Origin of the sequence: Nostoc sp. ChiVER01 (assembly GCF_034531155.1) — a bacterium.
In the GTDB taxonomy this organism is placed as follows: Bacteria; Cyanobacteriota; Cyanobacteriia; order Cyanobacteriales; family Nostocaceae; genus Nostoc.
Genome location: NZ_JAVRBS010000022.1, coordinates 22,156 through 47,589 on the forward strand (window position 1 = coordinate 22,156; position 25,434 = coordinate 47,589).

The following is a 25,434-nucleotide window of genomic DNA, read 5'->3' on the forward strand; positions in this document are numbered from 1 at the left end:
ACAGTTGATGATAGTTCTTAGTTTTGATTGGATGTCAACTTTCATCTTCATAAACCTTACTGCGATGCCCTACTTTAACTACACTTATTAACAAAATATTGTCATATATTTCATAAATCACTCGGTACTCACCTACTCGAATCCGATAAGTATTTTCTTCATCCTTTAATTTTGTAACCCTCTTGGTACGAGGTTCTATAGCTAAAGCTAAAATTTTTTAATCGATGCGGTTTTTAATGTTGATTGGGAGTTTATTTAGTTGTTCTGTTGCACCTTTAGTAAATTCAATTTGATACATTACGCAGTTTCTTTCTCATATCCTTTATATTCGTCCCAAGACACAGTACCATTGATGCGTCTATCTTCCCTAGCTTCTCTAATAGCTTTTATATCCTCTTCATCCTCTTCATCATCTATACGTTTTAGTAGAGCATAAATCTCGTCTAAAGTACTGTCATAAGCTTGATTTAGCAGTATGTTGATATCTTTAATTAATTGTTCGCGTTCGTGTTCGGTTTTCATTTTTACTCATCCTCTGCTATTAATTGTTTTGACACTTTATCAAAGTTGTGAAAATATTGAGGGATTTTAACATGATACTCTCAATAGGTTTTTACTGCGAGAGTATTATGAACCAAAGGATTTATTTGATAAATCAAGGTACATACCAGCTATAAATTAAGGATTGAGCGTGAATGAAGATAACTGTGAATTGCCCTTAGTGGGACTTTGACCAATTTGCAGTACACAAACTGCGGCGATTAGACAGAGAACGCCTGAGAAAATAAACGCTTGTAAATAACTACCCGTCCAAGTTCTCAACGCTCCGGCTCCGAATGCTGCTGTGGCTGCACCGAGTTGGTGTCCTGCTACAATCCAACCGAACATCACGCCGACATTTTGTTTACCGAAGACGTTGGCAACAAGACGGACTGTCGGTGGTACAGTGGCAATCCAATCAAGTCCATAGAAAACGGCGAAAATGGAAAGTCCATAAAAGGAAAAGTTGAAACTGAAGGGCAAGAAAATCAAAGACAAACCCCGCAGTCCGTAGTACCAAAACAATAAGTAGCGATTGTTCCAGCGATCGGATAGCCAACCGGACATAGTAGTTCCAAAAAAATCAAATAGTCCCATGATTGCCAATAGACCAGCAGCCTTGACTTCAGGGATACCGTGGTCAATACAAGCGGGAATCAAATGAGTTCCAATTAACCCATTTGTGCTTGCACCACAGATAAAAAAGCTACCAAATAACAGCCAGAAGTCTCGATTACGCATTCCCAGCCAGAGGGCGTTGAGGGTAGAGGCGATGGAATTTGCTCTAGGCTGCGATATTTCCACAGTTTCGCTGTTGTCGCCAAAGGGTCGCAAACCGACATCCGTCGGACGATCGCGCATAAAGGCTGCGATCGCTGGAATAATTAGAAGTGCTGCACCACTAAGAGCCAGAGCAGCAGTTCGCCACCCGAAGCGATCAGCCATTGAGGCCAGCATCGGCAGAAATACCAGTTGCCCCGTAGCTGTACTGGCAGTCAGAATGCCCAGAACTAAACCCCGCTTCTCAAAAAACCAGCGATTGACAACAATAGCACCTAAAACTAGGGCAATAACTCCGCTACCAGAACCAACAACTACACCCCACAGCAAAACTAGCTGCCAGGAAGCTGACATCAAAGTAGTTAAACCGACACCGAGAGCAATTACAGCAAGTGAGAACACCATCATCCGGCGAATGCCGATCCGCTCCATAACTGTGGCGGCAAAAGGGCCAATCAAGCCGTAGAGTACTAAATTAATGGAGATTGCCAAAGATATAGTTGCTCTACTCCAGCCGAACTCCTGTTCGAGAGGCACTATAAAAACTCCAGGAGCAGAACGAATTCCGGCTGCAACGAGCAAGGCTAGGAAGGTTAAACCAGCTACGATCCAGGCATAGTGGAACGAACGACGCGCTAGAAAGGAGGGTAGGGACATGGTTGGGGAGGGGGAAGGGGGCAGGGGGAGCAGGGGAGGCGAGGGGGAGCAGGGGGAGCAGGGGAGGCGAGTATCAAAGGCTCATTCACGAGTATCAAAGACTCGTCGGCGAGTATAAAAGACTCGTTGGCGAGTATCAAAGACTCATTCACGAGTATCAAAGACTCATTCACGAGTATCAAAGACTCATTCACGAGTATTAAAGACTCGTTGGCGAGTATCAAAGACTTATCACCTATTCCCCATTCCCCATTCCCCATTTAGGAAAAGTTACCCTGCATAAGGGTTACCGATTCTGTCTACAGAGACATTGGAAGAGAATGGCAAACGACCTGGATTTAAACGTGGTTCTGCTGCATAGCCAACGGGAACTAAAACAGCGATCGCTAAATCTGGATTATCCCCAGCACCAATCACTTGTTTTACCTGATCCTCAATCCAACCATTCATAAAACAAGTGGATAATCCTAAACTTTCTGCTGCTAACACCAAATGAGTGGCGGCAATGATGGCATCTTTGATCGCATATTCGCGTCGTTTGTCGCCTAATCCAGCTTGAAATTGCGGGATGGCGGTTTTAAAGTAGTTTACCGTGCCTTCATTCCATGCCCCAGTTTCAAGTCCCCGTTCTAGAATCGGGGCCAAGTTTTGTTCGCCTGCGTTAGGATCGGCGGCAAACACAAAGGTTACAGGTGCTTGGACAATTTGCTGTTGATTCCACGATGCTGCTGATAGTGCTGCCTTTTGCGCCTCATCTTGCACAATAATAATTCGCCAGTCCTGGATATTATAACTACTAGGTGCTGCCACGGTTAACTCTACCAGTTGCTTAAGTAGTTCTGGGGCGATGGGGTCTGTTTTAAAAGTTTTGATGGAACGACGTTGAGCGATCGCACTCGGTACATCTAAAGCTTGAGTTTGGGTGATGGAACTCATGAGATTCTCCTGATAGTTGAGTTATGAAAGGGTTTCGGATTTTATGCCTAGAGTGATTCAAGAGCATTAGAGAACAGGACACTGGAATGTGTTCTTCTCTAATTGGTATCTATATTAACTGGGTTAGAGATATGCTCGTGGATAATACGCCATTGTCCCTGTCGGTTCTCCCATACAAGTGTCGCATGAGCCGTAATTACAACCGCTTCTTTCGCAATGGTGGTTGCGGTACTGCGGAAGATCAAAGCAGAGACGGCAATGTTATCATTTGTCCAGATCCGAATATCTCCAACTGGTTTAACTTGCCACTGTGCTATTGCAACCATGAAAGGTTTCCAGACTTCCTCATAGGATTGCCATCCTTGAATTCGAGTAGTCTGTGGTGAGAGAGTATCGAAGGCTAGGAATTTTTCATCTTGCCAGTAGAGATTATCTAAAACAGAAAAATCAAATGGTTTATTGCCTGGACTAAATGCAGCTAACCAATCGTTAACGCGTTCTTTGATTTTCGCTTCTTCTAAAGTCTCTTTCATAGTTTATGACCAACTTGCACAACCATTTTACCGATGTTGGTATCCTGGAAAAACCGAGAATCTCCTCAGAGTGCGGAACTTGGGTTTGAACTATTTAGATGACATAAATTAGGTGTTGACTACCTGCTCATTAGCAGATGACCAAAATGGATAATCTGTATATCCTTGTTCACCGCCACCATAAAAGGTTGCTTGATTTGCTTCGTTTAGTGGTGCATTCAAAGCCAAGCGTCGGGGTAAATCGGGATTTGATATAAATAATGTGCCAAAGGCAACTAAATCTGCTGCTTTGTTTGCCAGTACAGCATCGCCTTTTTCACGAGTATAACCACCATTGACGATGAGTGTACCTGTAAAGCGATCGCGTATGTGACTAGTGGGTACAATTATTCCGCCATGTCTGATATCTGCTTCTGTTGCCTCATAAATATGCAGATATGCCAAATTAAACTGGTTCAACGCTTGAGCCGCATAACCAAATGTCTCTAGGGGATTGGAATCACCTATATCGTTAAAAGTCCCACTGGGAGATAAACGTACTCCTACTCGGGTAGAATCCCATACACTAGTTACTGCCTCTGTGACTTCTAAGAGGAATCGGGCGCGATTCTCAATGGAACCGCCATATTTATCTGTACGTTGATTGGTGCGATCGCGCAGAAACTGATCTATTAAATAACCATTAGCACCGTGAATTTCTACCCCATCAAACCCAGCCGCTAGAGCATTTGCCGCTCCCTGACGATACTGTTCGACTATATGTGGTATTTCTGAAGTTTCTAAAGCACGGGGAGTAACAAAGGGTTTGGGCCCCTGATAAGTTGCGGTCTCACCTTTAGGAGCAATGGCAGAAGGTGCCACAGGTAAAGCTCCATTCGGTTGGAAGTCAGGGTGAGAAATTCTGCCTACATGCCATAGTTGCAGAAAAATTCTCCCTCCCTGCTGATGTACGGCATCGGTTACTAACTTCCAGCCCTCCACCTGTTCTAGTGAATGAATTCCTGGTGTAGCAGGATAGCCTTGTCCTTCAGGAGTTACCTGTGTTGCTTCAGAAATAATCAGTCCGGCGGAAGCACGTTGGGCGTAGTAAGTAGCATTCAGTTGGTATGGTACATTTCCCTGGCCTGCCCTGTTTCGGGTTAAGGGTGCCATTACTATCCGGTTAGGTAGTTCCAGATTCCCTAATTGGTAAGGAGAGAATAAGTTGATATCACCAGTCATTGGTTTTTATCTCCAAATATTTTAGTCATTAGTCATTGGTCATTGGGCAGGGGGGACAAGGGGAAACACTTGTTGCAAGTTCTGATTTAAGTCCCCTTGTCCCCTTGTCTCCCCTGCTCCCTCATCCCCCACTCCCGCCCAAACTAAACAATCGACCGAATAACGCCACCATCTACCCGCAAAGCTGCACCATTAGTTGCTGAAGCTACGGGGCTAGAAAGATAAACTACGATCGCTGCTACTTCTTCATTAGTTGCAAAGCGTTTGATTAAGGAACTTGGACGCACATTTTGAAAAAACTCAGCCTCGACTTGGGAGCGATCAATACTACGTTCCTGTGCCAGGTTGCTAATAAACTTTTCAACTCCTTCTGAGCGGGTTGGCCCTGGTAGGACTGAGTTTACTGTGACTCCAGTCCCGACAGTCATTTCTGCTAGACCTCGTGCAATGGCTAGCTGTGCTGTCTTAGTTGTACCGTAGTGAATCATTTCCACTGGAATTTGAATGCCAGATTCGCTGGAGATAAAAATTATCCGCCCCCAGTTTTGCTCTAGCTGCTTTTGCAAATATTGCCGACTCAAACGGACTCCACTGAGGACGTTAACCTCAAATATGTTTAACCAGTCTTTATCAGTAATATCAAAGAAGGCTTTTGGCTCGTAAATACCTAAATTGTTGATCAGGATATCAACGTGAGGAACCTCTTGAAAAAGCTTCTCTATCCCTGATGCAGTACCTGTGTCAGCAACAACTCCAGAAACTTTCGCGTCGGGTGTAGAATGCTTAATTTTAGCGATCGCTTGGTCTACTCGTTCTTTAGAGCGACCGTTGATAATCACTGATACACCCTCTTGAGCTAGCCCAAGAGCGATCGCTAAACCAATACCTGCGGTTGAACCACTCACCAGTGCGGATTTACCATGCAATTTCAAGTCCATTTCGCTCTTTCCCCGTTAGTTGAAACAGAATTTAGGAATTGGGAGTAGGGAATGGGGCACAAGAAGCAAAGGGTAAGGAGGAAGAGTGCAGAGGAGAGAAATTTTCTGCCTGCTTCCTACTCCCCTACTCCCCTTTCACTTAAATTAAAGATGCTGTGCTAAGGTCTTATTCAAGGTGGTTTTTGGAACTGCCCCAACGACAGTATCGACCTGCCGACCGCCTTTAAAAACCATCAGCGTCGGAATGCTGCGAATTCCATAATGGCTGGCGACAGTAGGATTTTGATCTGTGTTCAGCTTCACAAATTTCACCTGTCCTTCGTATTCAGCAGCAACTTCATCGACAACTGGGCCCACCATCCGACAAGGGCCACACCACGGGGCCCAAAAGTCCACTAATACCGGGATTTCACTTTCCAAGACTTCTTGTTTGAATGTGGCTTCTGTGACATTTGTAATGGATGACATAAAATTGCCTTCCTAATTAATTCTATAATTCGATAATATCGAATAATAAAAATATATGCCACCTGATGAGATAATGCAACTATGAGATTTCTTTATCATCCAGATAGAAAAAATATTTCTTTACCGGGAGTGCTGTATGCATTGGGCGATCCAGTCCGGCTAGAGATTGTGCGGCGGTTGGCTACTGAGGGGGAACAATGCTGTGCCAGTTTTGATTTTGCGATCGCTAAGTCTACGATGTCCAATCATTTTAAGATTTTACGGGAGTCGGGGATAGTCTTAACACGCAAAGAAGGGACACAGCACATTAACATCCTGCGGCGTGAAGATTTAGAGGTGCTGTTCCCAGGATTGCTGGATGCCATATTGAAAGCGGCTCAACCATTGCCTGTTAGCCCTACGAGTACTAAACAAACAGCTTTTAGGATTTAGGGGCATTGAGCATTAGGCAACGCTATTTGTTTAAGAATCTTCTCGTTTTTCAATTTGTGTTTCTAAATCAGCAAAGATATCATGTTGTTCTCGAAAAGCCCTTGGAGTGGGAGATAACCCTAAATCTGTAGAGAGTAAATCAATACCGTCGATGATTTTAGGTATCTGAGCTTGATCAACTTGTAGACTGAGAAAGCATTTCTCTCTGTAATCTGGTCTTCCCTGAAATAGTGCGATCGCTCTTTCCAAAGGACGCATAACCTGATATGCTTTTTCGGCCTTTTCGATTGATGCTTGAGGGATTGGAGATTGCAGCCTGAGAACTGCTAGATCAATTAAATCTCTTGCCTCAACGCTGTCATCTGCGTAACGGTCAGAATTTGACAGCAGCTTAGAGGTAAAACAGTCATTGAAGCTTAAGCAGGGAACAGACGACCATTTTGGATATCTTGGTGGGTCTAATTGAAAACGCGTTTCGGCAATAATTTCCGTTTTAATTGGCACATCATCTACAAAAACTATCATCCGAATTCCATATTGGTCAGTTGTGCTACGTCCAACTTGGATTTTACTTAAATCCCGAAATAATGCTTCATGCCCATCTTCAAATATTACTTCCCGTAGGTATTTGTAGCCTTCTGTACCAACAGAAGCGATAAAATCAACGTCCTTACTCCAACGATATTCTTCAAACTCAAATGCAAGAAGGGTTCCGCCACCGAAGTAAGCAGAACCCTTCCTAAGTATTTCAGAATTTAAGGATTCAATAACTGTGATAATTTTATTATGGTGTTCTAACCTGAAGGTCATAAAGAAACTTGTAACCAAGATTTATAGCGTCTGGCAAGTTCCTTAAGGAAATTGAGTTCTTCACCCTCAAGATTATTAAATAGGTCGTGATATTGCCAGCCACGCTCGTAGCGACTTAGCATTTGTTCTGAAGTAAAGCGATATACATCGGCGGTCTGCCAACAAATCGACTCCAGAAAAGGCAGTTTTTTGGGTACAATAACTGGCTTGTTTGTTGGTGTTGCGGTTGTCATAACTCTTTTAATCAACCACTTTAGGCTTAACTTTAATTTTAGATTAGCACTAACAATTTTGAAATTCAATTTTATTCTAACTATAAATTATCTGGGTTGGGATAAACTCTTCCTTTCCAAGCGCCGCCGCGTCCTTGCCAATGACGGAGTGCTGAGTCAAGAGTCATCAGGGTATAGAGAAAAGCGATCGCAGGTAAACTAAATGCTAACCAAGGAGAACATTTATAAAAGCGGATCGTTGGGTAGTAAGCCAATGACATTAACAACCATCCTAATAAACCTGTAAGTGCGATCGCCCAATTGCCCCAAACTGCACCCAGAATTACACACACAGGTGCAACTAGATAAATCAGAGGCATTCCTACTAAAGTTCCCAATAATAGTAATGGAGAATAATTCAGTTGGGTATAAGCAGTACGAGCAACCATATCCCAAATTGTCACCAGCGAGTTATATGGACGTAAACTACGAGTCAAGGTACTCAATCCAAGCCAGATACGCCCTTGGCTGGGGATTGGGCATGGGGCATTGTTTATCCCTCTTGTCTCCTTGTCCCCTTGTCCTCCACTCTTCTTAACAGCCTGAGCTAAGGCACAATCGTCGATTAAAGCTTGGCGAATCACTTGAATACCACCAATTCGCTCTAAAGCTTCACGGGCGATCAGAATAGATCCCCCGGCGGCGGCGGCTGTGGGATTGTTGGGATTATTTACCCAGCGAAAAGGATAGAGTTTTTGGAAGAAAAAGACGAAAGCTGGAATCAAAAGTTTTTCCCAAAAGCTTTCACATCTGAGTCGCACCATTACCGAAACCAGGTCTAAATCTTCCTGCACAGCTTTAGCAACGAGTCGCCGAAGATTACTAGGATCGTGTTCGATATCTGCATCGGTTAATAAAAAATAGTCAGGTGCGAATTTACTAGCGCTGTTTATACCTTGTTCAATTGCCCAAAGTTTGCCCGACCAACCGGGAGGCAGTGAGTCACCTGAGATAATATGCAATTGCTGGGGTTTACCTACAGCGTGTGCAACCCCTTCGGCAAAATTTGCTGTTTGGTCTGTGCTGCGATCGTCTACTAAAAACACGTTGAAAGAACCAGGATAGTCTTGGAGTAAGAGCGATCGCAATGTAGTTGGTAGCAATTCGGCTTCGTTACGGGCTGGAACTACGGCACAAACCACAGGTAATGATTCTAGCTGAGTTTCTGTAACCTCTAATTGCTGGTCTGTCCGCCAAAACTGTCCCCAAAAACACAGTAATCCTAACCAAATTGTCAAGGATAAGAGCATCAATCCTAATACAATTACATCCATGACCTATTGCAAATTCTCAGTGACTCAGACAGAATACTATGTCTACTAAATAAAGAAAAAATTTTTTCATCATAATATTGCCGTGTTCATAACTAGTGTTGGTGTTGAGGTTAAATAGTATTTGATGCAGACACAAGACAGGGTAAAAGTCAATCAAGTCGCAACAGCGATCGCAGCCAGTCAAAAATATTTACTTTCGATTCAAAATCCTGCCGGTTACTGGTGGGCAGAGTTAGAATCCAATGTCACCATCACTGCTGAAGTCGTCCTCCTGCATAAAATTTGGGGAACAGACCAAGGCAGACCTTTACACAAAGTTGCAGCCTACCTGCGTCAAGAGCAACGGCAGCATGGCGGTTGGGAACTTTACTACGGTGATGGCGGAGAACTTAGTACCTCGGTTGAAGCCTACATGGCGCTGAGGCTGCTAGGTGTACCAGCAAACGATCCGGCGATGGTTCGGGCGCGAACCTTTATTCTGCAACGCGGTGGTATCAGCAAAACTCGGATTTTCACCAAGTTACACCTAGCCTTGATTGGCTGTTACAACTGGCGCGGTATTCCCTCGCTACCACCTTGGATAATGCTGTTGCCAAAAGCTTTTCCAGTTAATATCTACGAGATGTCTAGCTGGGCGCGTTCTAGTACAGTACCATTGCTGATTGTGTGCGATCGCAAACCTGTTTTTATCACCGATCCAACTATCAACTTAGATGAACTCTACGCTGAAGGCGTTGATCAAGTCCGGTGGGAATTACCCCAAGCAGGCGATTGGACAGATTTATTCCTCACCCTTGACCAGGGGTTCAAGTTTGTAGAAAGTCTGAATTTAGTACCCTTTCGCCAAGAAGGCATCAAAGCCGCCGAAAAATGGATTTTAGAGCGCCAAGAAGCTACAGGTGACTGGGGTGGGATTATTCCGGCAATGTTGAATTCAATGCTGGCTTTGCGGTGTCTGAATTATGACCGAAACGATCCCATTGTGGAACGAGGTTTGCAAGCAATTGATAACTTTGTCATTGAAACAGAGGATAGCTATCGGGTTCAACCCTGTGTTTCACCCGTCTGGGATACAGCTTGGGCGATGCGTGCTTTAGTAGAATCTGGCTTTGCACCAGATCATCCCGTCGTAGTGCAAGCTGGAGAATGGTTGCTGCAAAAACAAATTTTAGATTACGGAGATTGGGCTGTAAAAAATCTTCAGGGAAAACCAGGGGCTTGGGCGTTTGAGTTTGACAATCGCTTTTATCCCGATGTAGACGACTCGGCTGTGGTGGTGATGGCTTTACATTTGGCGAAACTCCCAAATGAAGAAATTAAGCAGGCGGCGATCGCACGGGCGTTAAACTGGATTGCATCTATGCAATGTAAACCAGGCGGCTGGGCTGCATTCGATTTGGATAACGATCAAGATTGGCTTAACTCCATTCCTTATGGCGACTTGAAAGCGATGATTGATCCAAATACCGCAGATGTTACGGCTAGAGTCGTAGAAATGCTGGGTGCTTGTGATTTGTCAATTGATAGTGATAATTTAGAGCGATCGCTTACTTATCTTCTAGGCGAACAAGAAACCGAAGGCTGTTGGTTTGGTCGTTGGGGTGTCAACTATATCTACGGCACCAGTGGCGTTTTATCAGCCTTGGCTTTGATTTACCCTCAAAAGCATAAACTCCATATAGAAAGAGGAGCAGCTTGGTTAGTCGGATGTCAAAACTCAGATGGTGGTTGGGGTGAGACTTGCCGCAGTTACAACGATCCCAGTCTTAAAGGAAAAGGAAATAGTACTGCATCTCAAACTGCTTGGGCTTTAATTGGCCTCTTAGCAGCAGGTGAAGCAACTGGTAAATTAGCTCTTGGTGCGATCGAGCGAGGAATTGCCTACCTAGTGGCAACTCAACAGCCAGATGGTACTTGGTTTGAGGCTGACTTTACAGGTACTGGCTTTCCTTGTCATTTTTATCTCAAGTATCATCTGTATCAACAATACTTTCCTTTAATTGCGCTAGGTCGCTATCAAGCAGTGATTCAATAAAGGTTAAAAGGTTGTTTGAAAAGTGGTTGACTGTGATTTGAATCGAATTTTTACCCCCCTTAATCCCCCATTATAAAGGCTACGGTGTATACACAAGTCCTAAAATCATTGCCTGGTAAGATACAAGCCTTGGTAGGCAAGGTTTTGAGTTAAGCAAACTGATTATCAATAGTGTCAGCTTATTGATAGAGTACTAATGGAAAATCAAGGATTTTAAAAATAATTTTCCGTTGTTTTTCGTTGATTTGATTGCCAACTCGACTTGTGTATACACGGTAGCATTATAAAGGGGGGAAACAAGAAAATCCGGTTCCCTCCCCTTATAAAGGGGAGGGTTAGGGAGGGGTAAAAAAATATTTGATACATCAATCATGACTTTTAAAACATCCTCTAAGAATAATTATTGAAAGCAACGGGGAACTCCATTCCCGAACTTCGTCCCGCTACGCTAATAATGTGGATGGACGAGGTTGTTTCCCCTGTTGCTCTATGGTGTACACACAAGTCCTAAAAATTTAGCTTGATGACGCTTTCTTAATTCTCATATAGAGCATGAGAACGAAAGAAATAGAATTGTTAGTCGATGGAATGCCGTTGTTAGTCGATGCAATGCCATTGTCAGTCGATGCAATACCATTGCAGGTCAAGAGACTTGTCTTAAAACTGGGAGAAAATCATGGCTAATTCATCATTTGATATCTCTAACTTGAATGGCAGCAATGGCTTTGCTATAAACGGCATAGATGGGGACTCAGGCTACAGAGTCAGCAATGCGGGGGACATCAACAGCGATGGCGTTGACGACTTGATTATTGCCGCACCTCTTGCCAACCGCAATGGCATCACTTTCGCTGGGGAAAGCTATGTGGTATTTGGGGGGGCGAATGTTGGCAGTAGCGACGTGTTCAATCTCTCTGACTTAAATGGCACTAATGGCTTTACTATCACCGGCTTTGGTGGTGACTCAGGCAGGTCAGTTAGCAATGCAGGGGATATTAACAACGATGGTATTGACGACCTGATTATTGGCGCACCTTTTGCCTCTCGCAACGACATTTCTCAAGCTGGGGAAAGCTATGTAGTGTTTGGGGGGACGAATGTTGCTAGTAGCGGCGCCCTCAACCTCTCTGACTTGAATGGCACTAATGGCTTTACCATCACCGGCATTAATGACATAGACACCATAGGTAACTCAGTTAGCAATGCGGGAGACGTTAACAACGATGGTATTGACGACTTAATTATTGGGGGATTTGGGAAAAGCTATGTGGTGTTTGGGAGGACGAATGTGGGCAGTGGCGGCAGCCTCAACCCCTCATCCCTAGATGGCACTAATGGCTTTGTCATTAATGGGGGTAACAAATTTAGTCTCTCAGTCAGTAATGCGGGGGACATTAACAATGATGGCATTAACGACCTGGTTATTGGAACCTATGAAGCCGACCCTAACGGCAAGGAGAATGCTGGGCAAAGTTATGTGATATTTGGGGGGAAAAATGTCGGCAGTGGCGGCACTTTTAACCTCTCTGACTTAAATGGCAGCAATGGCTTTGCCATTAATGGTATTGCAGCAGGTAACGAATCAGGCTTCTCAGTCAGTAATGGGGGGGACATTAACAACGATGGCATTGATGATTTGATTATTGGGGCATGGCGTGCGCCCGCCAACGGTGTCATTCAAGCTGGGCAAACCTATGTGCTATTTGGGGGAACGAATATCGGCACTAGTGGCACTTTTAACCTTTCTGACTTGAATGGCACTAATGGCTTTGCCATTAATGGTATTACTAAGAATAGCTTCTCAAGCTCTTCAGTCAGCAATGCAGGGGACGTCAACGCTGATGGTATTGACGACCTGATTATAGGCGCACCTGATGGTAGGCAAGCCTATGTGGTGTTTGGGGGGACGAATGTGGGCAAAAGTGGCAGCCTCAACCTCTCTGATTTGAATGGCACTAATGGCTTTATCATTCCTGGGGGTGGCGCGATAGGTCTTTCAGTTAGTTCTGCGGGTGACATCAACAACGATGGCGTTGGCGACCTGATTATAGGCGCACCTTTTGCCACACCCAACGGCATCCCTGGCGCTGGGCGAAGCTATGTGTTGTTTGGCGGGCCAAATATCGGAGTTAGCACTCTTAAGCTGACGGGAACTCCTGGTGCAGATACTCTTGTAGGCACGGCTAGCAACAACATCATCGATGGTTTAGCTGGTAACGATACCTTAACAGGCAATGGTGGTCAAGATAAGTTTGTGATTCGCCGAGGCGATGGCAATGACATCATCACTGATTTTGGCGGTGTAGGTAAAGGCACAAATCCATTGGCGGCTGTAATTGCTAAAGTAGACACTTTGCAATTTACAGGGAGTGGCTTAACTGTCCGAAATCTGCTGTTGACTCAAAAAGGCAAGACTCTAGAAGTTACCTTTGAAAATGTGGCTAATACCAAAGTCACTCTGCAAAACTTTCTGTTGGAAAATTTGCATAATCTGAAAGCTTCTGGAACAACAGCCATTGGCAATATTCTGTTTGATGGCCAAACTAGCATCACAGACAGCTTTAATGTCTTTGATGCCAGTTCCACTCAAACTAGCCTGTTCAACAAGAACACGGTGACATTCCTTAATGACCTATCCAACAACATTAAGGGTTTTGACAACTCTGCTGATGTGGTCAATGGTCAGGGGGGTAATGACAAAATCGACGGCAAAAGTGGCAATGACCTGCTGCGGGGTGACGCTGGTAATGATACTTTCATTGGTGGTGCAGGCAATGATACCCTTGTTGGTGGTGCAGGTGCTGACAGATTTTTCTACAACACCAATGCTGCTTTTGTTAGTGCTACTGTTGGTGTAGATGCGATCGCTGATTTTAAACACTCCGAAGGTGACAAAATTATCCTAGATAAAACTACCTTTAATGCTATTACTTCTGCTACGGGAACAGGTTTTAGTAATGCCAGTGATTTTAAAATTACTTCTTCAGCAGCGACCAGCACGGCGAAAATTGTTTATAACGCTGTAACTGGACAGTTGTTTTACAACCAAAATGGCAGCGCGGCTGGTTTTGGTAGCGGTGGTCTATTTGCAACTCTGACTGGTGCGCCGATTTTGATTGGTTCAGACTTCGTCATTCAAGCATAGTAGATTAATAAGGCACATACCAATAGGCTTGGGTTCAGCTTTTTCATCTCTCCCTGCTTCCTTTAGAGGTAAATTTCCTTAACCCAATGTTTAGGATAAAATACCATAACTATTAACTTAAAATAATTAATTTAAAAAGAAAGGTGGGGCTATGCCTCACCTTTCTTTTTTAACTCAAAACCATTACAGCACCCGTTTAAAGAAAGTCACTAAATCCTCAAGGTTGGGTGTATGAAGTAAATCTATTACTTCTGTAGCTTTTTCAGAAGGTATATAGTCATTTGGTATACCGATAATTGTAGTTCCCAAATTTTGGGCGAGGTGATACCAAAAAGCTAATTTATCGTCAGCGCTCATTGAAGTATATTCTTGAGTAGGAATTGCTGTTTCCCCTGCTTCGCCTTGGTTTAGCAGTTGACGCAAAGCAGAAACCTGTTCTTGTTGTGGCAGGTTTTGAATTTGTGCAACTAAATTCCCAGTTTTTTCGTTGCACACATCATTGAGAGCGATCGCTGGAATTTCATCAGAAATTTCAGTGTAAAGTAAAGCTAGCACACTCAGGCGATCGTCTGTATCTAAACTTTGAAATTTTGATACACTTTGTTCTAAAAAATTTACGTTGGTAGAAGTCATAAACACCTCAAATTAATTAACTACTTAAATAACTAAAAAAATATCGATTTAATAAATAAAACATTGTATTATATACCACTAATAATATAAATTAGGCATATTTAAACCAACCAAAAGACAGATTAATTCAAGTATCATTATTTTTAATATATTTGAGTACAAAACAAAAGGCGTTACGACTGTAGGGTAAAACTGGACTAACTGGACTAAGGACATAGATAAATGACACAGAGTAAGAGTTTTAGTTTTTTACTCTGTGTTTATGTATCAAGATAAGATAAAGATGCCAGTCATCAAAATTCAGTTTGATATTAAGCGACTGGCCAATATAGCTAGCTTTACCAGCGATATAATACCCTTGCAAGTAGCCTCAAACGCTCTAAAAACTTCAAAAGTGCTAAATTTCAGCACCTGCTTTTGCTTCGGCGCCCATTGGCGAAACATAATCACGGAAAAGAGTAATCTGTTGCTCAAACTCTAATCCTTGAATTCTGCCAAATAACTGTTGACATTCTGAAGGAAGTTCATAATCAGAAGGTACAGTAATGATAGTTCCATCATCCATACCTTGAGATAATCGATACCAAAATAGTAGCTTAGTGGTATCACCTAGAGAACCATATTCACGAGAAATTTGGGTATCTACTTTATTAATCAAGTCACGCTGAACTTGTAATTGTTGTTCGTGAGATAATTCCTTAACTTGATTAAACAAACCCTCAGCAATTTCTGGCGAAACAGTACTAGCACCAGGAGCAGCTGGTGTAATTGAGCCACCCATTTCTTTATAAACGAACCAAAACAAAGCCAGTTGTTGATCCACACCCAACTGTTGCCAAGCTTGAACATGTTCACGAATGGTTGGATCGCCAGTTTGTGTAAATGTCATTATTAACTCCAATTGCAATTAATTGATTTCATTAGCAAGGTTATCAAATGTACATTTAACGTTTTACCCTACTGAAGACAGATGTATTGAAATCATAAAGAAGAACAATTATAGACAAGACATACATTGGGCAACCTGTAGTCCTGCATTAGAAGTATTACAATTAGATAAAAACCCAATATCAAAAGCAAATATAATGACCTTTAGCAAAGTAAAGGAGTTAGTAATGGGCGGGTATGGTAGCAAATTGAGATATTATCAGGGACTATTTCTGTAGATAGATGTTAATTTTATTGTGACAGTGCTTAAAAAGCACTGCCTAATTCAGCCATATTATTTATTAATGGCTGCATTCACTAAGAATAGAGCTTTTACTTTTATCTAGCTTATTCTCGTCGATCTTGATAATCTTCAGAAGATTTTGGATCTAACTCCCAGCGAGAATCGTCACGCTCCTCTAAAATTTCGTTGGTACGCAGAAACGCAAAATCATCCATTTCTAGCCCTACTGCTGCTTCTAGCTCCTCAGTTACATTTTGATCGGGAGTGGAAGTACTACCACCAACAGCTTCATCCCCAACTGCATCTGCATCTTGCCAATAAGCGTCAACATCGCCACCAGTAAGTTCAGGACTAGTTTCTGTATATTCCTGTCTTTCTGCTCTCATTGAGCGCCCACCAATATTGTATCCCGGCAAGTCTTTCACACCAGTACCGTAGGATTCGGTAATTTCCTGTGGCAAATCATTGGTTTCAATTTCGTCATTATGATTTTTTTCTGCCATGATACTAGCCCTTTTGTGCATTCTCACAATAACGTTTTCCTGTAACCTAGTTGTCTTACCAAAGATGTATAGCTTTAGAAATAAAATAATCTATCCCCTTGGTACGAAGTTAAACTAGCCATCAAGCCATACGATTGTAAATATGAATTCATGGTCAAGCAACTTGTAGTTGAAGTTTTTAGTTATGAGTTAGTAGCTCTCAAACCGAAATTATTCAGTAGGCAGATTCTTACTCATAACTATTTTTTATTATCAGCAAAAATCAAATTTAACTTTAGCCATTTAACTTGAGATTCATGCTTTTAACTAAAGAATTTTGATAAGTGGAGGTAGACAGTGGAATACGATGAGTTCATTACACATGTACAAAGCCTTACCCAATCAGATTCTCGTGAAGAGGCAGAACGTGCTACCCGTGCCACACTAGAAACCCTTAAAGAACGAATAGCAAATGATGAAGCACAGGAACTAGCTGCAAGTTTGCCCCAACCACTAGGGGATTATTTACGAGGAAAAGAAGGAGATAGTGGTGGCTCTTTCAACTTACAAGAGTTTATTACTCGTGCAATGTTTGGGGCTTAACCAACAGGTGAAGTTTCTGCATAGTGGGCAATTCAAATAAAATTTATCAGAAATAATTCTGATTTTTGAACTTTCCTAATCGATAAATATTGCAGCTAGTAAAATACTAGAAATAAACAGGTAATATAATCAATGACTGACCATAATAATCATTTTGGTAAGAAAAAAGTTGCCATTCTCATTGAACATGCAGTAGAAGATGCAGAATTTACAGTTCCTTATAATGGACTAAAACAAGCGGGAATGGAAGTAGTAGTCCTTGGTTCCCGAATGAATGAAAAATATAAGGGTAAACGCGGTAAACTTAGCATCCAAGCTGATGGTACTACTACAGAAGCGATCGCAGCCGAATTCGACGCTGTGATTATTCCCGGTGGGATGGCTCCCGACCAAATGCGGCGGAACACCAACACAGTACGTTTTGTCCAAGAAGCCATACAACAAGGAAAATTAGTTGCTGCTGTTTGTCATGGGCCACAAGTTTTGATTGAAGGCGACTTGCTCAAAGGTAAACAAGCCACTGGTTTTATTGCTATTGCCAAAGACATGATTAACGCTGGCGCAAAATATCTAGATGAGCCGGTAGTAATTGATGGAAATTTGATTACATCTCGTGAACCTGGAGACTTGCCAATTTTCACCACAACTGTATTAAGCCATTTGGGTTATGGTGGCAAAGATGCTGTATTACCAAATGCAAAAGAGACAAGTGCTGAATGGTGGAAGCTAGCTGATGCTTGGGGTGGCTCTACTAAAGGTGAGATCGCCAAAGGTTTAAATAATGCCCTTGCTGGTGAACGTTATTCACTAGAAGCATTTGAAAACTACTTGCAAAAGGAATCAGATAACGAAGTTAACTCAGTCTTTCAAGAAATAATTGCTAATAAACAGCGCCACATTCAAAAACTGGAAACCTATCTTCAGCTATTGGGCGAAAAACCTTCTTTAGGGGCAAATATTGCCAATCAGTATGCCAAGGTGAAAACTGCCTTAACAGGAAGTGATGACATATATCAGTTACGTTCTGCTTTAGGTGATCTCCAAACTGGTATCGGCGACGTTGGCAATTTATGTGCAATGTTCACTGACCCAGTAGCAACTAGTATCTTCAAAGAAATTTACCAGGATTTATTGAAATACGAACAGCGATTAGTAGAACTGTATCGGGCGCGGATAGGCGGTCAGATTCAGCCTCCTAAGCCCACTACAGGGGCTGCTGTTTCAATGTAAGGTTTTTGAACGAACGTAGACGGCTACCGCAGAGGCGCAAATAACACAGAGATACAAAGAAGAGGATATTTGCGCCTCTATAGTGAATTTACTGTGATGGAGATATAAAAAAGTGACTTCAACATCAGGTGATAAACCAAGTACCAATCAGGCTGAAGCTAGTGAAGTAGAGCGTTGGGCATCTCTCATCGGTGGTGGTGCGATGGTACTGATGGGTTTAAGGCAAGGTTCATTGCGGGGAGCGTTAACGGCTTTGGCTGGTGGTGGTTTGCTCTATCAAGGTGCAACAAAGCAAAGCACAATTCAGCAAGCGCAGGAAGCAATAGGGATAAACAAACCCATCAAAGTTGAAAAGACAGTAACGATCAATAAATCGGCAGAAGAATTGTATCGCTTTTGGCACGACTTTGAGAATTTGCCTACATTTATGAAGCATCTCAAATCTGTCAAAGTGCATAACGAAAAACGTTCTCATTGGGTTGCTAATGCACCATTGGGTAACAGCGTGGAATGGGATGCAGATATTCTCGAAGACCGAGAAAATGAATTTATTTCTTGGGCTTCTGTAGAAGGTGCAGATGTTGATAATTCTGGTTTTGTTCGCTTCAAAAAAGCACCAGGCGATCGCGGCACGGAAGTTAAGGTTGTTTTGGAGTATAACCTCCCCGGTGGAGCATTAGCAGCTACCGTAGCTAAACTTTTTGGTGAAGAACCAGAACAGCAAATTGGTGATGAATTGCGGCGCTTCAAAATGCTAATGGAAGCAGGCGAAATTGCCACCACCGAAGGTCAACCTTCTGGACGCAAGTAGAGTTATTTGTTCTTTGTCCTCTGTCATTTGTCCTTTGCCTAAAGCGAATGACCAATGACCCTTACGGGTTCGCCAGTTGCTTATGGGGGAAACCCCCAAGACCGCACTGGCTCACTAATGACCAATGACCCTTACGGGTTCGCCAGTTGCTTATGGGGGAAACCCCCAAGACCGCACTGGCTCACTAATGACCAATGACTAAGGACTAATAACTATGAAAGCAGTCTGCTGGAACGGTGCTAATGATGTGCGGGTACAGTCGGTACCAGATCCGACAATTCTCAACCCGCGTGATGCGATTATTAAAATTACTTCCACGGCGATTTGTGGCTCTGATCTACATATATATGGTGGCTATATTCCCACAGTGCAACAGGGTGACATTATTGGTCACGAATTCATGGGGGAAGTCGTAGAAGTTGGCAAGGGAGTCAACAATTTAAAAATAGGCGATCGCGTTGTTGTTCCTTCTACAATTGGCTGCGGTAATTGCAATTATTGCCAACGTGATATGTGGTCATTATGCGATAATTCCAATCCCAACGGCTGGATTCAAGAAAAATTGTTTGGCAATATCACCTCAGCAATTTATGGCTACTCCCACATGCTAGGTGGGTATGCAGGCGCACAAGCAGAATATATCCGTGTACCCTTTGCTGATGTGGGTGTCGTTAAAGTTCCGCCAGACTTGCCGGATGAGATGTTATTATTCATCTCCGACGCTATCCCCACAGGTTATATGGGCGCAGAATTATGCGATATTCAACCGGGTGATACCGTAGCCGTTTGGGGTTGCGGTGCTGTTGGACAATTTGCCATGATTAGTGCCTACATGATGGGAGCCGAAAAAGTGATCGCTATAGATCGCTTTCCCGAACGCCTGGAAATGGCGAAAAAGTTTGCCAAAGCAGAAGTGATTAACTACGAAGAAGTTAATGCTGGCGAAGCGTTGAAAGAGATGACTGGTGGTCGTGGCCCCGATGCTTGCATCGATGCCGTTGGTTTAGAAGCACACGGTGTTGGTTTAGAAGACTTCTACGACCAGACAAAACAAAAGCTCAGATTGGAAACCGACCGTCCCCACGTTCTGCGGGAAATGATGGTCGCCTGTCGTAAAGGCGGGACTCTTTCAATCATGGGTGTTTATGGTGGTTTTGTAGACAAAATACCATTGGGTGCAGCCTTCAATAAGGGTCTAACCTTTAGGATGGGACAAATGCATGGACAAAAATATATGCATTCGTTATTGCAGATGGTTTTGGATGGAAAACTTGATCCATCCTTTGTTGTCACCCATCAATTGCCACTAGAACAAGCACCCCACGCTTACCACATCTTTCAACAAAAAAAGGATAACTGCATCAAAGTTGTTCTTAAACCCTAAATGGCAAATAGTCATTTAGAGTTTTGAATTGTACACCTAACATAATGCAATTGAGGTTTTTTATGAATCGATTAACTTCTTGGCTACGAAATATTCGCATTTCCCAAATTGTTGTAGTTTTCCTAGTAGGATTTATGTTTCTACTGGGTCAAGCTTTTACCTACGTTGATGTAGCACAAGCTGATGTTACAACTCCAGAGGGTACTTATTACAAAGGAATCCCAGACCGACAAGGTGAAAGCAGAAACGATACCCAAACTACAAATAGCCGAAATCCGTTAAAAAGCGCTGCTGATAATATCCGCGAAAAGCTAAACTTGGATGAAGAGACTCCTCGCTCTACAAAAGAGTTTCTGAAGTCTACAAAAAATAAAGCCGAAGACACAGTTCAGCCATTGACTGAAACGAAAGAAGGTTATTACCGAACTGCTCCTAGCAAGCAACTCAGAAATAGAGTCTAGACGGGTAGCAATTTTTGAGTCTAACTTTTTGACTCACACACTGTAAAACAACCTTTGAAAATTTTTTGAGACGCGATAACTATCGCGTCTCAAAATCAGGCTAAATCAAGTGTTTATCTTGATATTAACGAGCCAGGAATGATAAGTAAGGACTAAAATATTATGAAAGCAGTTTGCTGGCATGGAGCAAACGATGTGCGGGTAGATACAGTTCCCGACCCCAAAATTCTTAACCCACGCGATGCCATTGTTAAAATTACTTCCACAGCAATTTGTGGTTCAGATTTGCATATTTACGACGGCTACATTCCCACCATGCAAAAGGGCGATATCCTTGGTCATGAATTCATGGGGGAAGTTGTAGAACTTGGAAGTGCAGTTAAAAATGTGAAGGTAGGCGATCGCGTCGTTGTTCCTTTTACTATATCTTGCGGTAGCTGCTTTTTCTGCAATCGGGATTTATGGTCACTGTGCGACAACTCTAACCCCAATGCTTGGTTAGTAGAAAAGCAAATGGGACATTCGCCAGCAGGTTTATTTGGCTACTCTCATTTATTCGGCGGTTACGCTGGTGGTCAAGCAGAGTATGCAAGAGTACCCTTTGCCGATGTGGGCTTGTTCAAAATTCCCGATGGTTTAACGGATGAGCAAGTGCTATTTTTAACAGATATTTTCCCTACTGGCTACATGGCAGCTGAGAACTGCAACATAAAACCCGGTGATATTGTTGCCGTTTGGGGTTGTGGCCCAGTTGGGCAATTCGCAATTAAAAGCGCATATATGCTCGGTGCGGAACGGGTAATCGCCTTTGACCGCGTTCCTGAACGGCTGCAAATGGCTAAAGAATACGGCAAAGCAGAAGTTCTCAACTACGAAGAAGTGAATATTGGCGAAGCACTTAAAGAAATGACTGGCGGTCGTGGCCCCGATGCTTGCATAGATGCAGTGGGAATGGAAGCACACGGCACAGACTTTATGGCATTCTACGACCAAGTAAAGCAAGCAGTACGTCTAGAAACAGACCGTCCGACAGCACTACGGCAAGTAATAGTATCTGCTGCTAAAGGTGGTCACGTATCACTTGCGGGTGTGTACGGTGGCTTTTTAGATAAAATCCCGATGGGTGCTGCCATGAACAAGGCATTAACCTTCAAAATGGGACAAACTAACGTCCACAAGTATCTAAAACCTTTACTAGAACACATCCAAAATGGTGACATTGATCCAACCTTTATCATCACCCATACTTTACCTCTAGAACAAGCGCCCCACGGCTACGAAATTTTTAAGCACAAGAAAGATAACTGCATCAAAGTTGTACTCAAACCTTAGTAGGGAATGGGGAATGGGGAATAGGGAATTGGAAACAAGGAAAATAACCATGCCCAATACCCAAAGTTAAAAGTATAAAGAGGCAAAAAATATGTCTGATAAAACCGTTATCAAAGTAGACTCTAGCCATTCGCCTAAAGGTGAACTTGGTCAAAAATATCTTGCATCTGGCAAAAGCATTTCTATGCGCCTATGGGAGAATGAGGAAGCGAATGAACCTAAAGAGCCAACAGCACGGGAATATGAAACTGTTGGTTATGTAATCAAAGGTCGTGCAGAATTACATATTGAAGGGCAAACGATTTTACTAGAACCTGGCAGTTCTTGGGTAGTACCTAAAGGAGCCAGTCATACTTATAAAATCCTAGAATCATTCAGTGCTGTTGAAGCAACCAGTCCACCTGCTCAAGTTCACGGGCGAGACGAAAACTGATTTGCAGCTATCTGAAGTTATGCGTTAGCGAAGCTCACCGAAGGTATCGCTAAAAAATAGCTGCTCTCAAGTGCATGGAATATAAAGCGTTTGTAGGGGAACAACAGTGTTGTTCCCCTATTTACTTTGACCGAAGAGGCAGGGGAGCAGGGGGGGAGGGGGAAAAATCCACTCATTTGCCCTGCTACAAGGGTTTCAAAGCCAATGCATTTATTTATGGATGGGGTTTCCCCCCTGCTCCCTGCTCCCTGCCCCTTTTCCTCTTCTTTGACTCGCTATCTAGCCTGGTAAAGCAATACAATAAACTACTGCCTTTTGGTTATACCTTTCTCGAAAGAAGCCAGAGCTTTTTAAAATCCTTTCCTAGACAGAACTATAAAGAAAAAAGCCCTAGTCGCAATACTTATTTAAAAATATTATTTTAATAATGGAGGCTAGTACCGCAAGGCGGAAGTCAAAAGGAGCCAGTTGGTTGGGTAGACAAGTGCGAAGACTTCTGCAATTACTTTTTCCCCAAAGTAGACGAGTATGAGCGCTTAATTACCAATAATCCCATTTTTCGCCGTCGCGTTCAAGGCATTGGCGCGATCGCTCGTGAACAAGCCATCAACTGGGGGCTTTCTGGCCCCATTTTACGCGCTTCTGGTGTGAAATGGGATTTGCGGAAAGTAGATCATTATGAATGCTACGACGATTTCGACTGGGAAGTGCAATGGGATACTGCTGGTGATTGTTATGCTCGTTACCTGGTCAGAATTCGGGAAATGCGCGAATCGGTGAAGATTATTCGCCAAGCCCTCAAAGGACTTCCTGGTGGTGCTTTTGAGAACCTGGAAGCCAAGCGCATGACATCAGGGAAAAAATCTAAGTGCGATAGCTTTGATTATCAGTACATCGCCAAAAAAGTTGCCCCCACCTTTAAGATTCCCAAGGGGGAAATTTACGCTCGTGTAGAAAGTGGTAAAGGTGAGTTGAGAATTTATCTAATTGGCGATGATCATGTCTTCCCCTGGCGATGGAAAATTCGTCCCGCCGATTTCAATAACTTGCAAGTATTACCCGAAATCTTACGCGGCGTGAAGGTTGCCGATCTAGTTGTAGTATTAGGTAGTATCGATATCATCATGGGATCAGTAGATCGGTAGTATAGCAAATGGGTTCGCCAAAATAGCAAATGCGATCGCCGAAATAGCAAATGGGTACTCCAAAATAACAAATGGGTACTCCAAAATAACAAATGGGTACTCCGAAATAACAAATGGGTTCGCCGAAATAACAAATGAGTTCGCCGAAATAACAAATGGGTTCGCCGAAATAACAAATGAGTTCGCCGAAATAGCAAATGAGTTCGCCGAAATAACAAATGCGTAGGCGTAGCCAGCCGTAGGCATCGCCTTTCACTAATTTATCAATAAACCTGATGCCCTGCGGAATATATGCTATGAACCTATCCCACTATTCTAAAAATCCCTACTTCTTTTCGTAAAATGTGCTTGAAAACCTTGATTTTTCGTTTTCAGTTCTCAATTAACTTAAGCTTTGTAGCACAAATATTATTAGTGGGATAGGTTCATAATTTTATGCCAGCACTTCCTATTTCATTAATCGCAGCTTCTAAAGCGATCGCTACATGAGTCCAATGAGTCCCCCCCTGGCAATAAACCACATAGGGTTTACGCAAAGGCCCATCTGCTGATAATTCCAAGGTACTCCCTTCAATAAATGTTCCCCCAGCCATGACTACTTTGCTCTCATACCCTGGCATTTCATCTGGAACAGGGTCAAGATAGGAACCGATAGGAGAATGCTGTTGTATCGCCTTACAGAAAGCAATTAGCTTTTCGGCAGAACCGAGTTTGATTGCCTGAATTACATCTCCACGGGGAGCCAGAGGTGCGGGATTAACTGGATAACCGAGTTTATCAAATACATAACCAGTTAAGTATGTCCCTTTTATCGCCTCTCCTACCATTTGCGGAGCCAGAAATAAGCCTTGGAACAGCAGGCGGTTTTGGTCAAAAGTAGCACCGCCATAACTACCGATACCGGGAGCAGTGAGGCGACAAGCCGATGCTTCCACTAAGTCGGTGCGACCTGCAACATAACCGCCAGCACTGACAATAGTACCACCAGGATTTTTAATCAATGACCCTGCCATTAAATCAGCACCTACAGCTGTAGGTTCCTTTGTTTCGATAAATTCGCCGTAGCAGTTATCCACAAAGCAAACGGTATTCGGATTTTGCCGCTTGACTAAGTGGACAATTTTTTCAATATCGGCAATTGATAAACTAGGACGCCAAGAATAGCCACAAGAACGCTGAATTAACACTAAACGAGTGTTTTCAGCCACACTACTAGTTAAAGCTTGCCAATCTATAGTTCCTTCTGGGGTTAGCTCCAATTGGCGGTAATTTATGCCAAACTCGATAAGAGAGCCTTGACCTTGACCCCGTAAACCAATGACTTCTTCAAGCGTATCGTAGGGAGAACCGACCACTGCTAACATTTCATCCCCAGGACGGAGTACACCAAATAAAGCACAAGCGATCGCATGAGTTCCCGAAACGAACTGCACCCGTACGGCCGCAGCTTCAGCGCCCATAACTTCAGCAAAAACTTTATCTAAAGTTTCTCGTCCTAAATCATCGTGGCCATAACCGCTTACACCAGCAAAGTGGTGTGCGCCCACACGGTTATTACGAAAAGCATCCAGCACTCGTTTTAGATTATGCTTGACCTGAGTGTCAATTCCAGAAAAAATTTCTAATAGTGCCTGTTCTGCTTGCCGCAGCTGTTCTAAGCTGTTCATCAGTTCCTCTTTCAAAAAAAATTAAATTATAGATATGCGGA

General features: G+C 43.1%; 26 protein-coding genes and 2 pseudogenes. 13 read left to right on the forward strand and 15 right to left on the reverse strand.

The annotated features are described in order from the left end of the window. Positions 1-34 precede the first annotated feature (34 nt). The 8 genes from RMY00_RS24860 to trxA form a co-directional block, all read right to left on the reverse strand. Positions 35-214, reverse strand: a complete 180-nt coding sequence (locus tag RMY00_RS24860; RefSeq protein WP_322650200.1) for a type II toxin-antitoxin system RelE family toxin — start codon at positions 212-214, stop codon at positions 35-37. Between the two features lie 83 nt (positions 215-297). Then, entirely contained in the window at positions 298-522 is a 225-nt protein-coding gene (locus tag RMY00_RS24865) for a hypothetical protein (RefSeq protein WP_322650104.1), read from the reverse strand. 156 nt (positions 523-678) lie between these two features. After that, positions 679-1,977, reverse strand: a complete 1,299-nt coding sequence (locus RMY00_RS24870) for an MFS transporter (protein ID WP_322650105.1) — start codon at positions 1,975-1,977, stop codon at positions 679-681. A gap of 270 nt (positions 1,978-2,247) precedes the next feature. Further along, the gene (locus tag RMY00_RS24875; protein WP_322650106.1) at positions 2,248-2,913 is read right to left on the reverse strand and encodes a nitroreductase family protein; all 666 of its coding nucleotides are present in this window, start codon (positions 2,911-2,913) and stop codon (positions 2,248-2,250) included. A gap of 98 nt (positions 2,914-3,011) precedes the next feature. Further along, entirely contained in the window at positions 3,012-3,446 is a 435-nt protein-coding gene (locus RMY00_RS24880; protein WP_322650107.1) for a YybH family protein, read from the reverse strand. A gap of 108 nt (positions 3,447-3,554) precedes the next feature. Then, positions 3,555-4,667: an alkene reductase gene (locus tag RMY00_RS24885; protein WP_322650108.1), complete on the reverse strand. Its 1,113-nt coding sequence runs from the start codon at positions 4,665-4,667 to the stop codon at positions 3,555-3,557. 143 nt (positions 4,668-4,810) lie between these two features. Further along, positions 4,811-5,605, reverse strand: coding sequence for an SDR family NAD(P)-dependent oxidoreductase (locus tag RMY00_RS24890; protein ID WP_322650109.1), 795 nt, complete (start codon positions 5,603-5,605; stop codon positions 4,811-4,813). Positions 5,606-5,749: 144 nt separating this feature from the next. Beyond that, positions 5,750-6,073 carry a thioredoxin gene (gene trxA / locus RMY00_RS24895; protein ID WP_012412473.1) on the reverse strand — a complete coding sequence of 108 codons (324 nt, stop codon included), beginning with the start codon at positions 6,071-6,073 and terminating at the stop codon, positions 5,750-5,752. Between the two features lie 81 nt (positions 6,074-6,154). On the opposite strand from trxA, the gene RMY00_RS24900 reads away from it, so the two are divergent. Beyond that, the gene (locus tag RMY00_RS24900; protein ID WP_322650110.1) at positions 6,155-6,505 is read left to right on the forward strand and encodes an ArsR/SmtB family transcription factor; all 351 of its coding nucleotides are present in this window, start codon (positions 6,155-6,157) and stop codon (positions 6,503-6,505) included. Positions 6,506-6,535: 30 nt separating this feature from the next. Here the strand turns inward: RMY00_RS24900 and RMY00_RS24905 are convergent, their stop codons facing one another. The 3 genes from RMY00_RS24905 to RMY00_RS24915 form a co-directional block, all read right to left on the reverse strand. Beyond that, the gene (locus tag RMY00_RS24905) at positions 6,536-7,315 is read right to left on the reverse strand and encodes a nucleotidyl transferase AbiEii/AbiGii toxin family protein (protein WP_322650111.1); all 780 of its coding nucleotides are present in this window, start codon (positions 7,313-7,315) and stop codon (positions 6,536-6,538) included. Further along, on the reverse strand, positions 7,312-7,548 hold the full coding sequence (locus RMY00_RS24910) for a hypothetical protein (RefSeq protein WP_322650112.1): 237 nt from the start codon (positions 7,546-7,548) through the stop codon (positions 7,312-7,314). Before RMY00_RS24910 ends, RMY00_RS24905 begins: the two co-directional genes overlap by 4 nt. An 80-nt stretch (positions 7,549-7,628) precedes the next feature. Next, positions 7,629-8,861 carry a glycosyltransferase gene (locus tag RMY00_RS24915; RefSeq protein ID WP_322650113.1) on the reverse strand — a complete coding sequence of 411 codons (1,233 nt, stop codon included), beginning with the start codon at positions 8,859-8,861 and terminating at the stop codon, positions 7,629-7,631. 124 nt (positions 8,862-8,985) lie between these two features. On the opposite strand from RMY00_RS24915, the gene shc reads away from it, so the two are divergent. The 3 genes from shc to RMY00_RS24930 all read left to right on the forward strand — a co-directional run bounded on the left by shc (position 8,986) and on the right by RMY00_RS24930 (position 14,041). Next, positions 8,986-10,896, forward strand: coding sequence for a squalene--hopene cyclase (shc, locus tag RMY00_RS24920; protein WP_322650201.1), 1,911 nt, complete (start codon positions 8,986-8,988; stop codon positions 10,894-10,896). A 552-nt stretch (positions 10,897-11,448) separates the two neighbouring features. Continuing rightward, the gene (locus RMY00_RS24925; RefSeq protein WP_322650114.1) at positions 11,449-11,580 is read left to right on the forward strand and encodes a hypothetical protein; all 132 of its coding nucleotides are present in this window, start codon (positions 11,449-11,451) and stop codon (positions 11,578-11,580) included. Beyond that, on the forward strand, positions 11,573-14,041 hold the full coding sequence (locus RMY00_RS24930; RefSeq protein WP_322650115.1) for a hypothetical protein: 2,469 nt from the start codon (positions 11,573-11,575) through the stop codon (positions 14,039-14,041). The genes RMY00_RS24925 and RMY00_RS24930 overlap by 8 nt, the downstream gene beginning before the upstream one ends. A gap of 183 nt (positions 14,042-14,224) precedes the next feature. Here the strand turns inward: RMY00_RS24930 and RMY00_RS24935 are convergent, their stop codons facing one another. From RMY00_RS24935 to RMY00_RS24945, 3 genes are all read right to left on the reverse strand, one after another. Continuing rightward, positions 14,225-14,674: an orange carotenoid protein N-terminal domain-containing protein gene (locus tag RMY00_RS24935; protein ID WP_322650116.1), complete on the reverse strand. Its 450-nt coding sequence runs from the start codon at positions 14,672-14,674 to the stop codon at positions 14,225-14,227. 397 nt (positions 14,675-15,071) lie between these two features. Beyond that, positions 15,072-15,563 carry an orange carotenoid protein N-terminal domain-containing protein gene (locus tag RMY00_RS24940; RefSeq protein WP_322650117.1) on the reverse strand — a complete coding sequence of 164 codons (492 nt, stop codon included), beginning with the start codon at positions 15,561-15,563 and terminating at the stop codon, positions 15,072-15,074. A gap of 386 nt (positions 15,564-15,949) precedes the next feature. Further along, positions 15,950-16,348, reverse strand: coding sequence for a DUF6335 family protein (locus RMY00_RS24945; RefSeq protein ID WP_322650118.1), 399 nt, complete (start codon positions 16,346-16,348; stop codon positions 15,950-15,952). A 336-nt stretch (positions 16,349-16,684) separates the two neighbouring features. Between RMY00_RS24945 and RMY00_RS24950 the strand changes: the two are divergent. The 9 genes and pseudogenes from RMY00_RS24950 to RMY00_RS24990 form a co-directional block, all read left to right on the forward strand. Continuing rightward, positions 16,685-16,912 (forward strand): annotated as a pseudogene (locus tag RMY00_RS24950) (DUF2267 domain-containing protein); the annotation flags it as partial. Positions 16,913-17,062: 150 nt separating this feature from the next. Further along, positions 17,063-18,160: a DJ-1/PfpI/YhbO family deglycase/protease gene (locus RMY00_RS24955; protein WP_322650119.1), complete on the forward strand. Its 1,098-nt coding sequence runs from the start codon at positions 17,063-17,065 to the stop codon at positions 18,158-18,160. Between the two features lie 112 nt (positions 18,161-18,272). Next, entirely contained in the window at positions 18,273-18,971 is a 699-nt protein-coding gene (locus tag RMY00_RS24960; RefSeq protein WP_322650120.1) for an SRPBCC family protein, read from the forward strand. A 54-nt stretch (positions 18,972-19,025) separates the two neighbouring features. Further along, positions 19,026-19,169 carry a hypothetical protein gene (locus RMY00_RS24965; RefSeq protein WP_322650121.1) on the forward strand — a complete coding sequence of 48 codons (144 nt, stop codon included), beginning with the start codon at positions 19,026-19,028 and terminating at the stop codon, positions 19,167-19,169. 16 nt (positions 19,170-19,185) lie between these two features. After that, the gene (locus RMY00_RS24970; RefSeq protein ID WP_322650122.1) at positions 19,186-20,355 is read left to right on the forward strand and encodes a zinc-dependent alcohol dehydrogenase; all 1,170 of its coding nucleotides are present in this window, start codon (positions 19,186-19,188) and stop codon (positions 20,353-20,355) included. Between the two features lie 62 nt (positions 20,356-20,417). Continuing rightward, positions 20,418-20,816 carry a hypothetical protein gene (locus RMY00_RS24975; RefSeq protein ID WP_322650123.1) on the forward strand — a complete coding sequence of 133 codons (399 nt, stop codon included), beginning with the start codon at positions 20,418-20,420 and terminating at the stop codon, positions 20,814-20,816. A gap of 162 nt (positions 20,817-20,978) precedes the next feature. Continuing rightward, positions 20,979-22,148 carry a zinc-dependent alcohol dehydrogenase gene (locus tag RMY00_RS24980; RefSeq protein WP_322650124.1) on the forward strand — a complete coding sequence of 390 codons (1,170 nt, stop codon included), beginning with the start codon at positions 20,979-20,981 and terminating at the stop codon, positions 22,146-22,148. 91 nt (positions 22,149-22,239) lie between these two features. Then, positions 22,240-22,581: a cupin domain-containing protein gene (locus tag RMY00_RS24985; protein ID WP_322650125.1), complete on the forward strand. Its 342-nt coding sequence runs from the start codon at positions 22,240-22,242 to the stop codon at positions 22,579-22,581. A gap of 458 nt (positions 22,582-23,039) precedes the next feature. Further along, positions 23,040-23,726, forward strand: a pseudogene (locus RMY00_RS24990) (NADPH-quinone oxidoreductase); the annotation flags it as partial. A gap of 425 nt (positions 23,727-24,151) precedes the next feature. Here RMY00_RS24990 and RMY00_RS24995 read toward each other — a convergent pair. After that, positions 24,152-25,393, reverse strand: a complete 1,242-nt coding sequence (locus tag RMY00_RS24995) for a methionine gamma-lyase family protein (protein WP_322650126.1) — start codon at positions 25,391-25,393, stop codon at positions 24,152-24,154. Positions 25,394-25,434 lie beyond the last annotated feature (41 nt).

Bases quoted from the DNA above. Each gene is read 5' to 3' on its own strand.
- RMY00_RS24865 (WP_322650104.1), bottom strand. From the start codon at position 522: ATGAAAACCGAACACGAACGCGAACAATTAATTAAAGATATCAACATA.
- RMY00_RS24870 (WP_322650105.1), bottom strand. From the start codon at position 1,977: ATGTCCCTACCCTCCTTTCTAGCGCGTCGTTCGTTCCACTATGCCTGG.
- RMY00_RS24875 (WP_322650106.1), bottom strand. From the start codon at position 2,913: ATGAGTTCCATCACCCAAACTCAAGCTTTAGATGTACCGAGTGCGATC.
- RMY00_RS24880 (WP_322650107.1), bottom strand. From the start codon at position 3,446: ATGAAAGAGACTTTAGAAGAAGCGAAAATCAAAGAACGCGTTAACGAT.
- RMY00_RS24885 (WP_322650108.1), bottom strand. From the start codon at position 4,667: ATGACTGGTGATATCAACTTATTCTCTCCTTACCAATTAGGGAATCTG.
- RMY00_RS24890 (WP_322650109.1), bottom strand. From the start codon at position 5,605: ATGGACTTGAAATTGCATGGTAAATCCGCACTGGTGAGTGGTTCAACC.
- trxA (WP_012412473.1), bottom strand. From the start codon at position 6,073: ATGTCATCCATTACAAATGTCACAGAAGCCACATTCAAACAAGAAGTC.
- RMY00_RS24900 (WP_322650110.1), top strand. From the start codon at position 6,155: ATGAGATTTCTTTATCATCCAGATAGAAAAAATATTTCTTTACCGGGA.
- RMY00_RS24905 (WP_322650111.1), bottom strand. From the start codon at position 7,315: ATGACCTTCAGGTTAGAACACCATAATAAAATTATCACAGTTATTGAA.
- RMY00_RS24910 (WP_322650112.1), bottom strand. From the start codon at position 7,548: ATGACAACCGCAACACCAACAAACAAGCCAGTTATTGTACCCAAAAAA.
- RMY00_RS24915 (WP_322650113.1), bottom strand. From the start codon at position 8,861: ATGGATGTAATTGTATTAGGATTGATGCTCTTATCCTTGACAATTTGG.
- shc (WP_322650201.1), top strand. From the start codon at position 8,986: ATGCAGACACAAGACAGGGTAAAAGTCAATCAAGTCGCAACAGCGATC.
- RMY00_RS24925 (WP_322650114.1), top strand. From the start codon at position 11,449: ATGAGAACGAAAGAAATAGAATTGTTAGTCGATGGAATGCCGTTGTTA.
- RMY00_RS24930 (WP_322650115.1), top strand. From the start codon at position 11,573: ATGGCTAATTCATCATTTGATATCTCTAACTTGAATGGCAGCAATGGC.
- RMY00_RS24935 (WP_322650116.1), bottom strand. From the start codon at position 14,674: ATGACTTCTACCAACGTAAATTTTTTAGAACAAAGTGTATCAAAATTT.
- RMY00_RS24940 (WP_322650117.1), bottom strand. From the start codon at position 15,563: ATGACATTTACACAAACTGGCGATCCAACCATTCGTGAACATGTTCAA.
- RMY00_RS24945 (WP_322650118.1), bottom strand. From the start codon at position 16,348: ATGGCAGAAAAAAATCATAATGACGAAATTGAAACCAATGATTTGCCA.
- RMY00_RS24955 (WP_322650119.1), top strand. From the start codon at position 17,063: ATGACTGACCATAATAATCATTTTGGTAAGAAAAAAGTTGCCATTCTC.
- RMY00_RS24965 (WP_322650121.1), top strand. From the start codon at position 19,026: ATGACCCTTACGGGTTCGCCAGTTGCTTATGGGGGAAACCCCCAAGAC.
- RMY00_RS24970 (WP_322650122.1), top strand. From the start codon at position 19,186: ATGAAAGCAGTCTGCTGGAACGGTGCTAATGATGTGCGGGTACAGTCG.
- RMY00_RS24975 (WP_322650123.1), top strand. From the start codon at position 20,418: ATGAATCGATTAACTTCTTGGCTACGAAATATTCGCATTTCCCAAATT.
- RMY00_RS24980 (WP_322650124.1), top strand. From the start codon at position 20,979: ATGAAAGCAGTTTGCTGGCATGGAGCAAACGATGTGCGGGTAGATACA.
- RMY00_RS24985 (WP_322650125.1), top strand. From the start codon at position 22,240: ATGTCTGATAAAACCGTTATCAAAGTAGACTCTAGCCATTCGCCTAAA.
- RMY00_RS24995 (WP_322650126.1), bottom strand. From the start codon at position 25,393: ATGAACAGCTTAGAACAGCTGCGGCAAGCAGAACAGGCACTATTAGAA.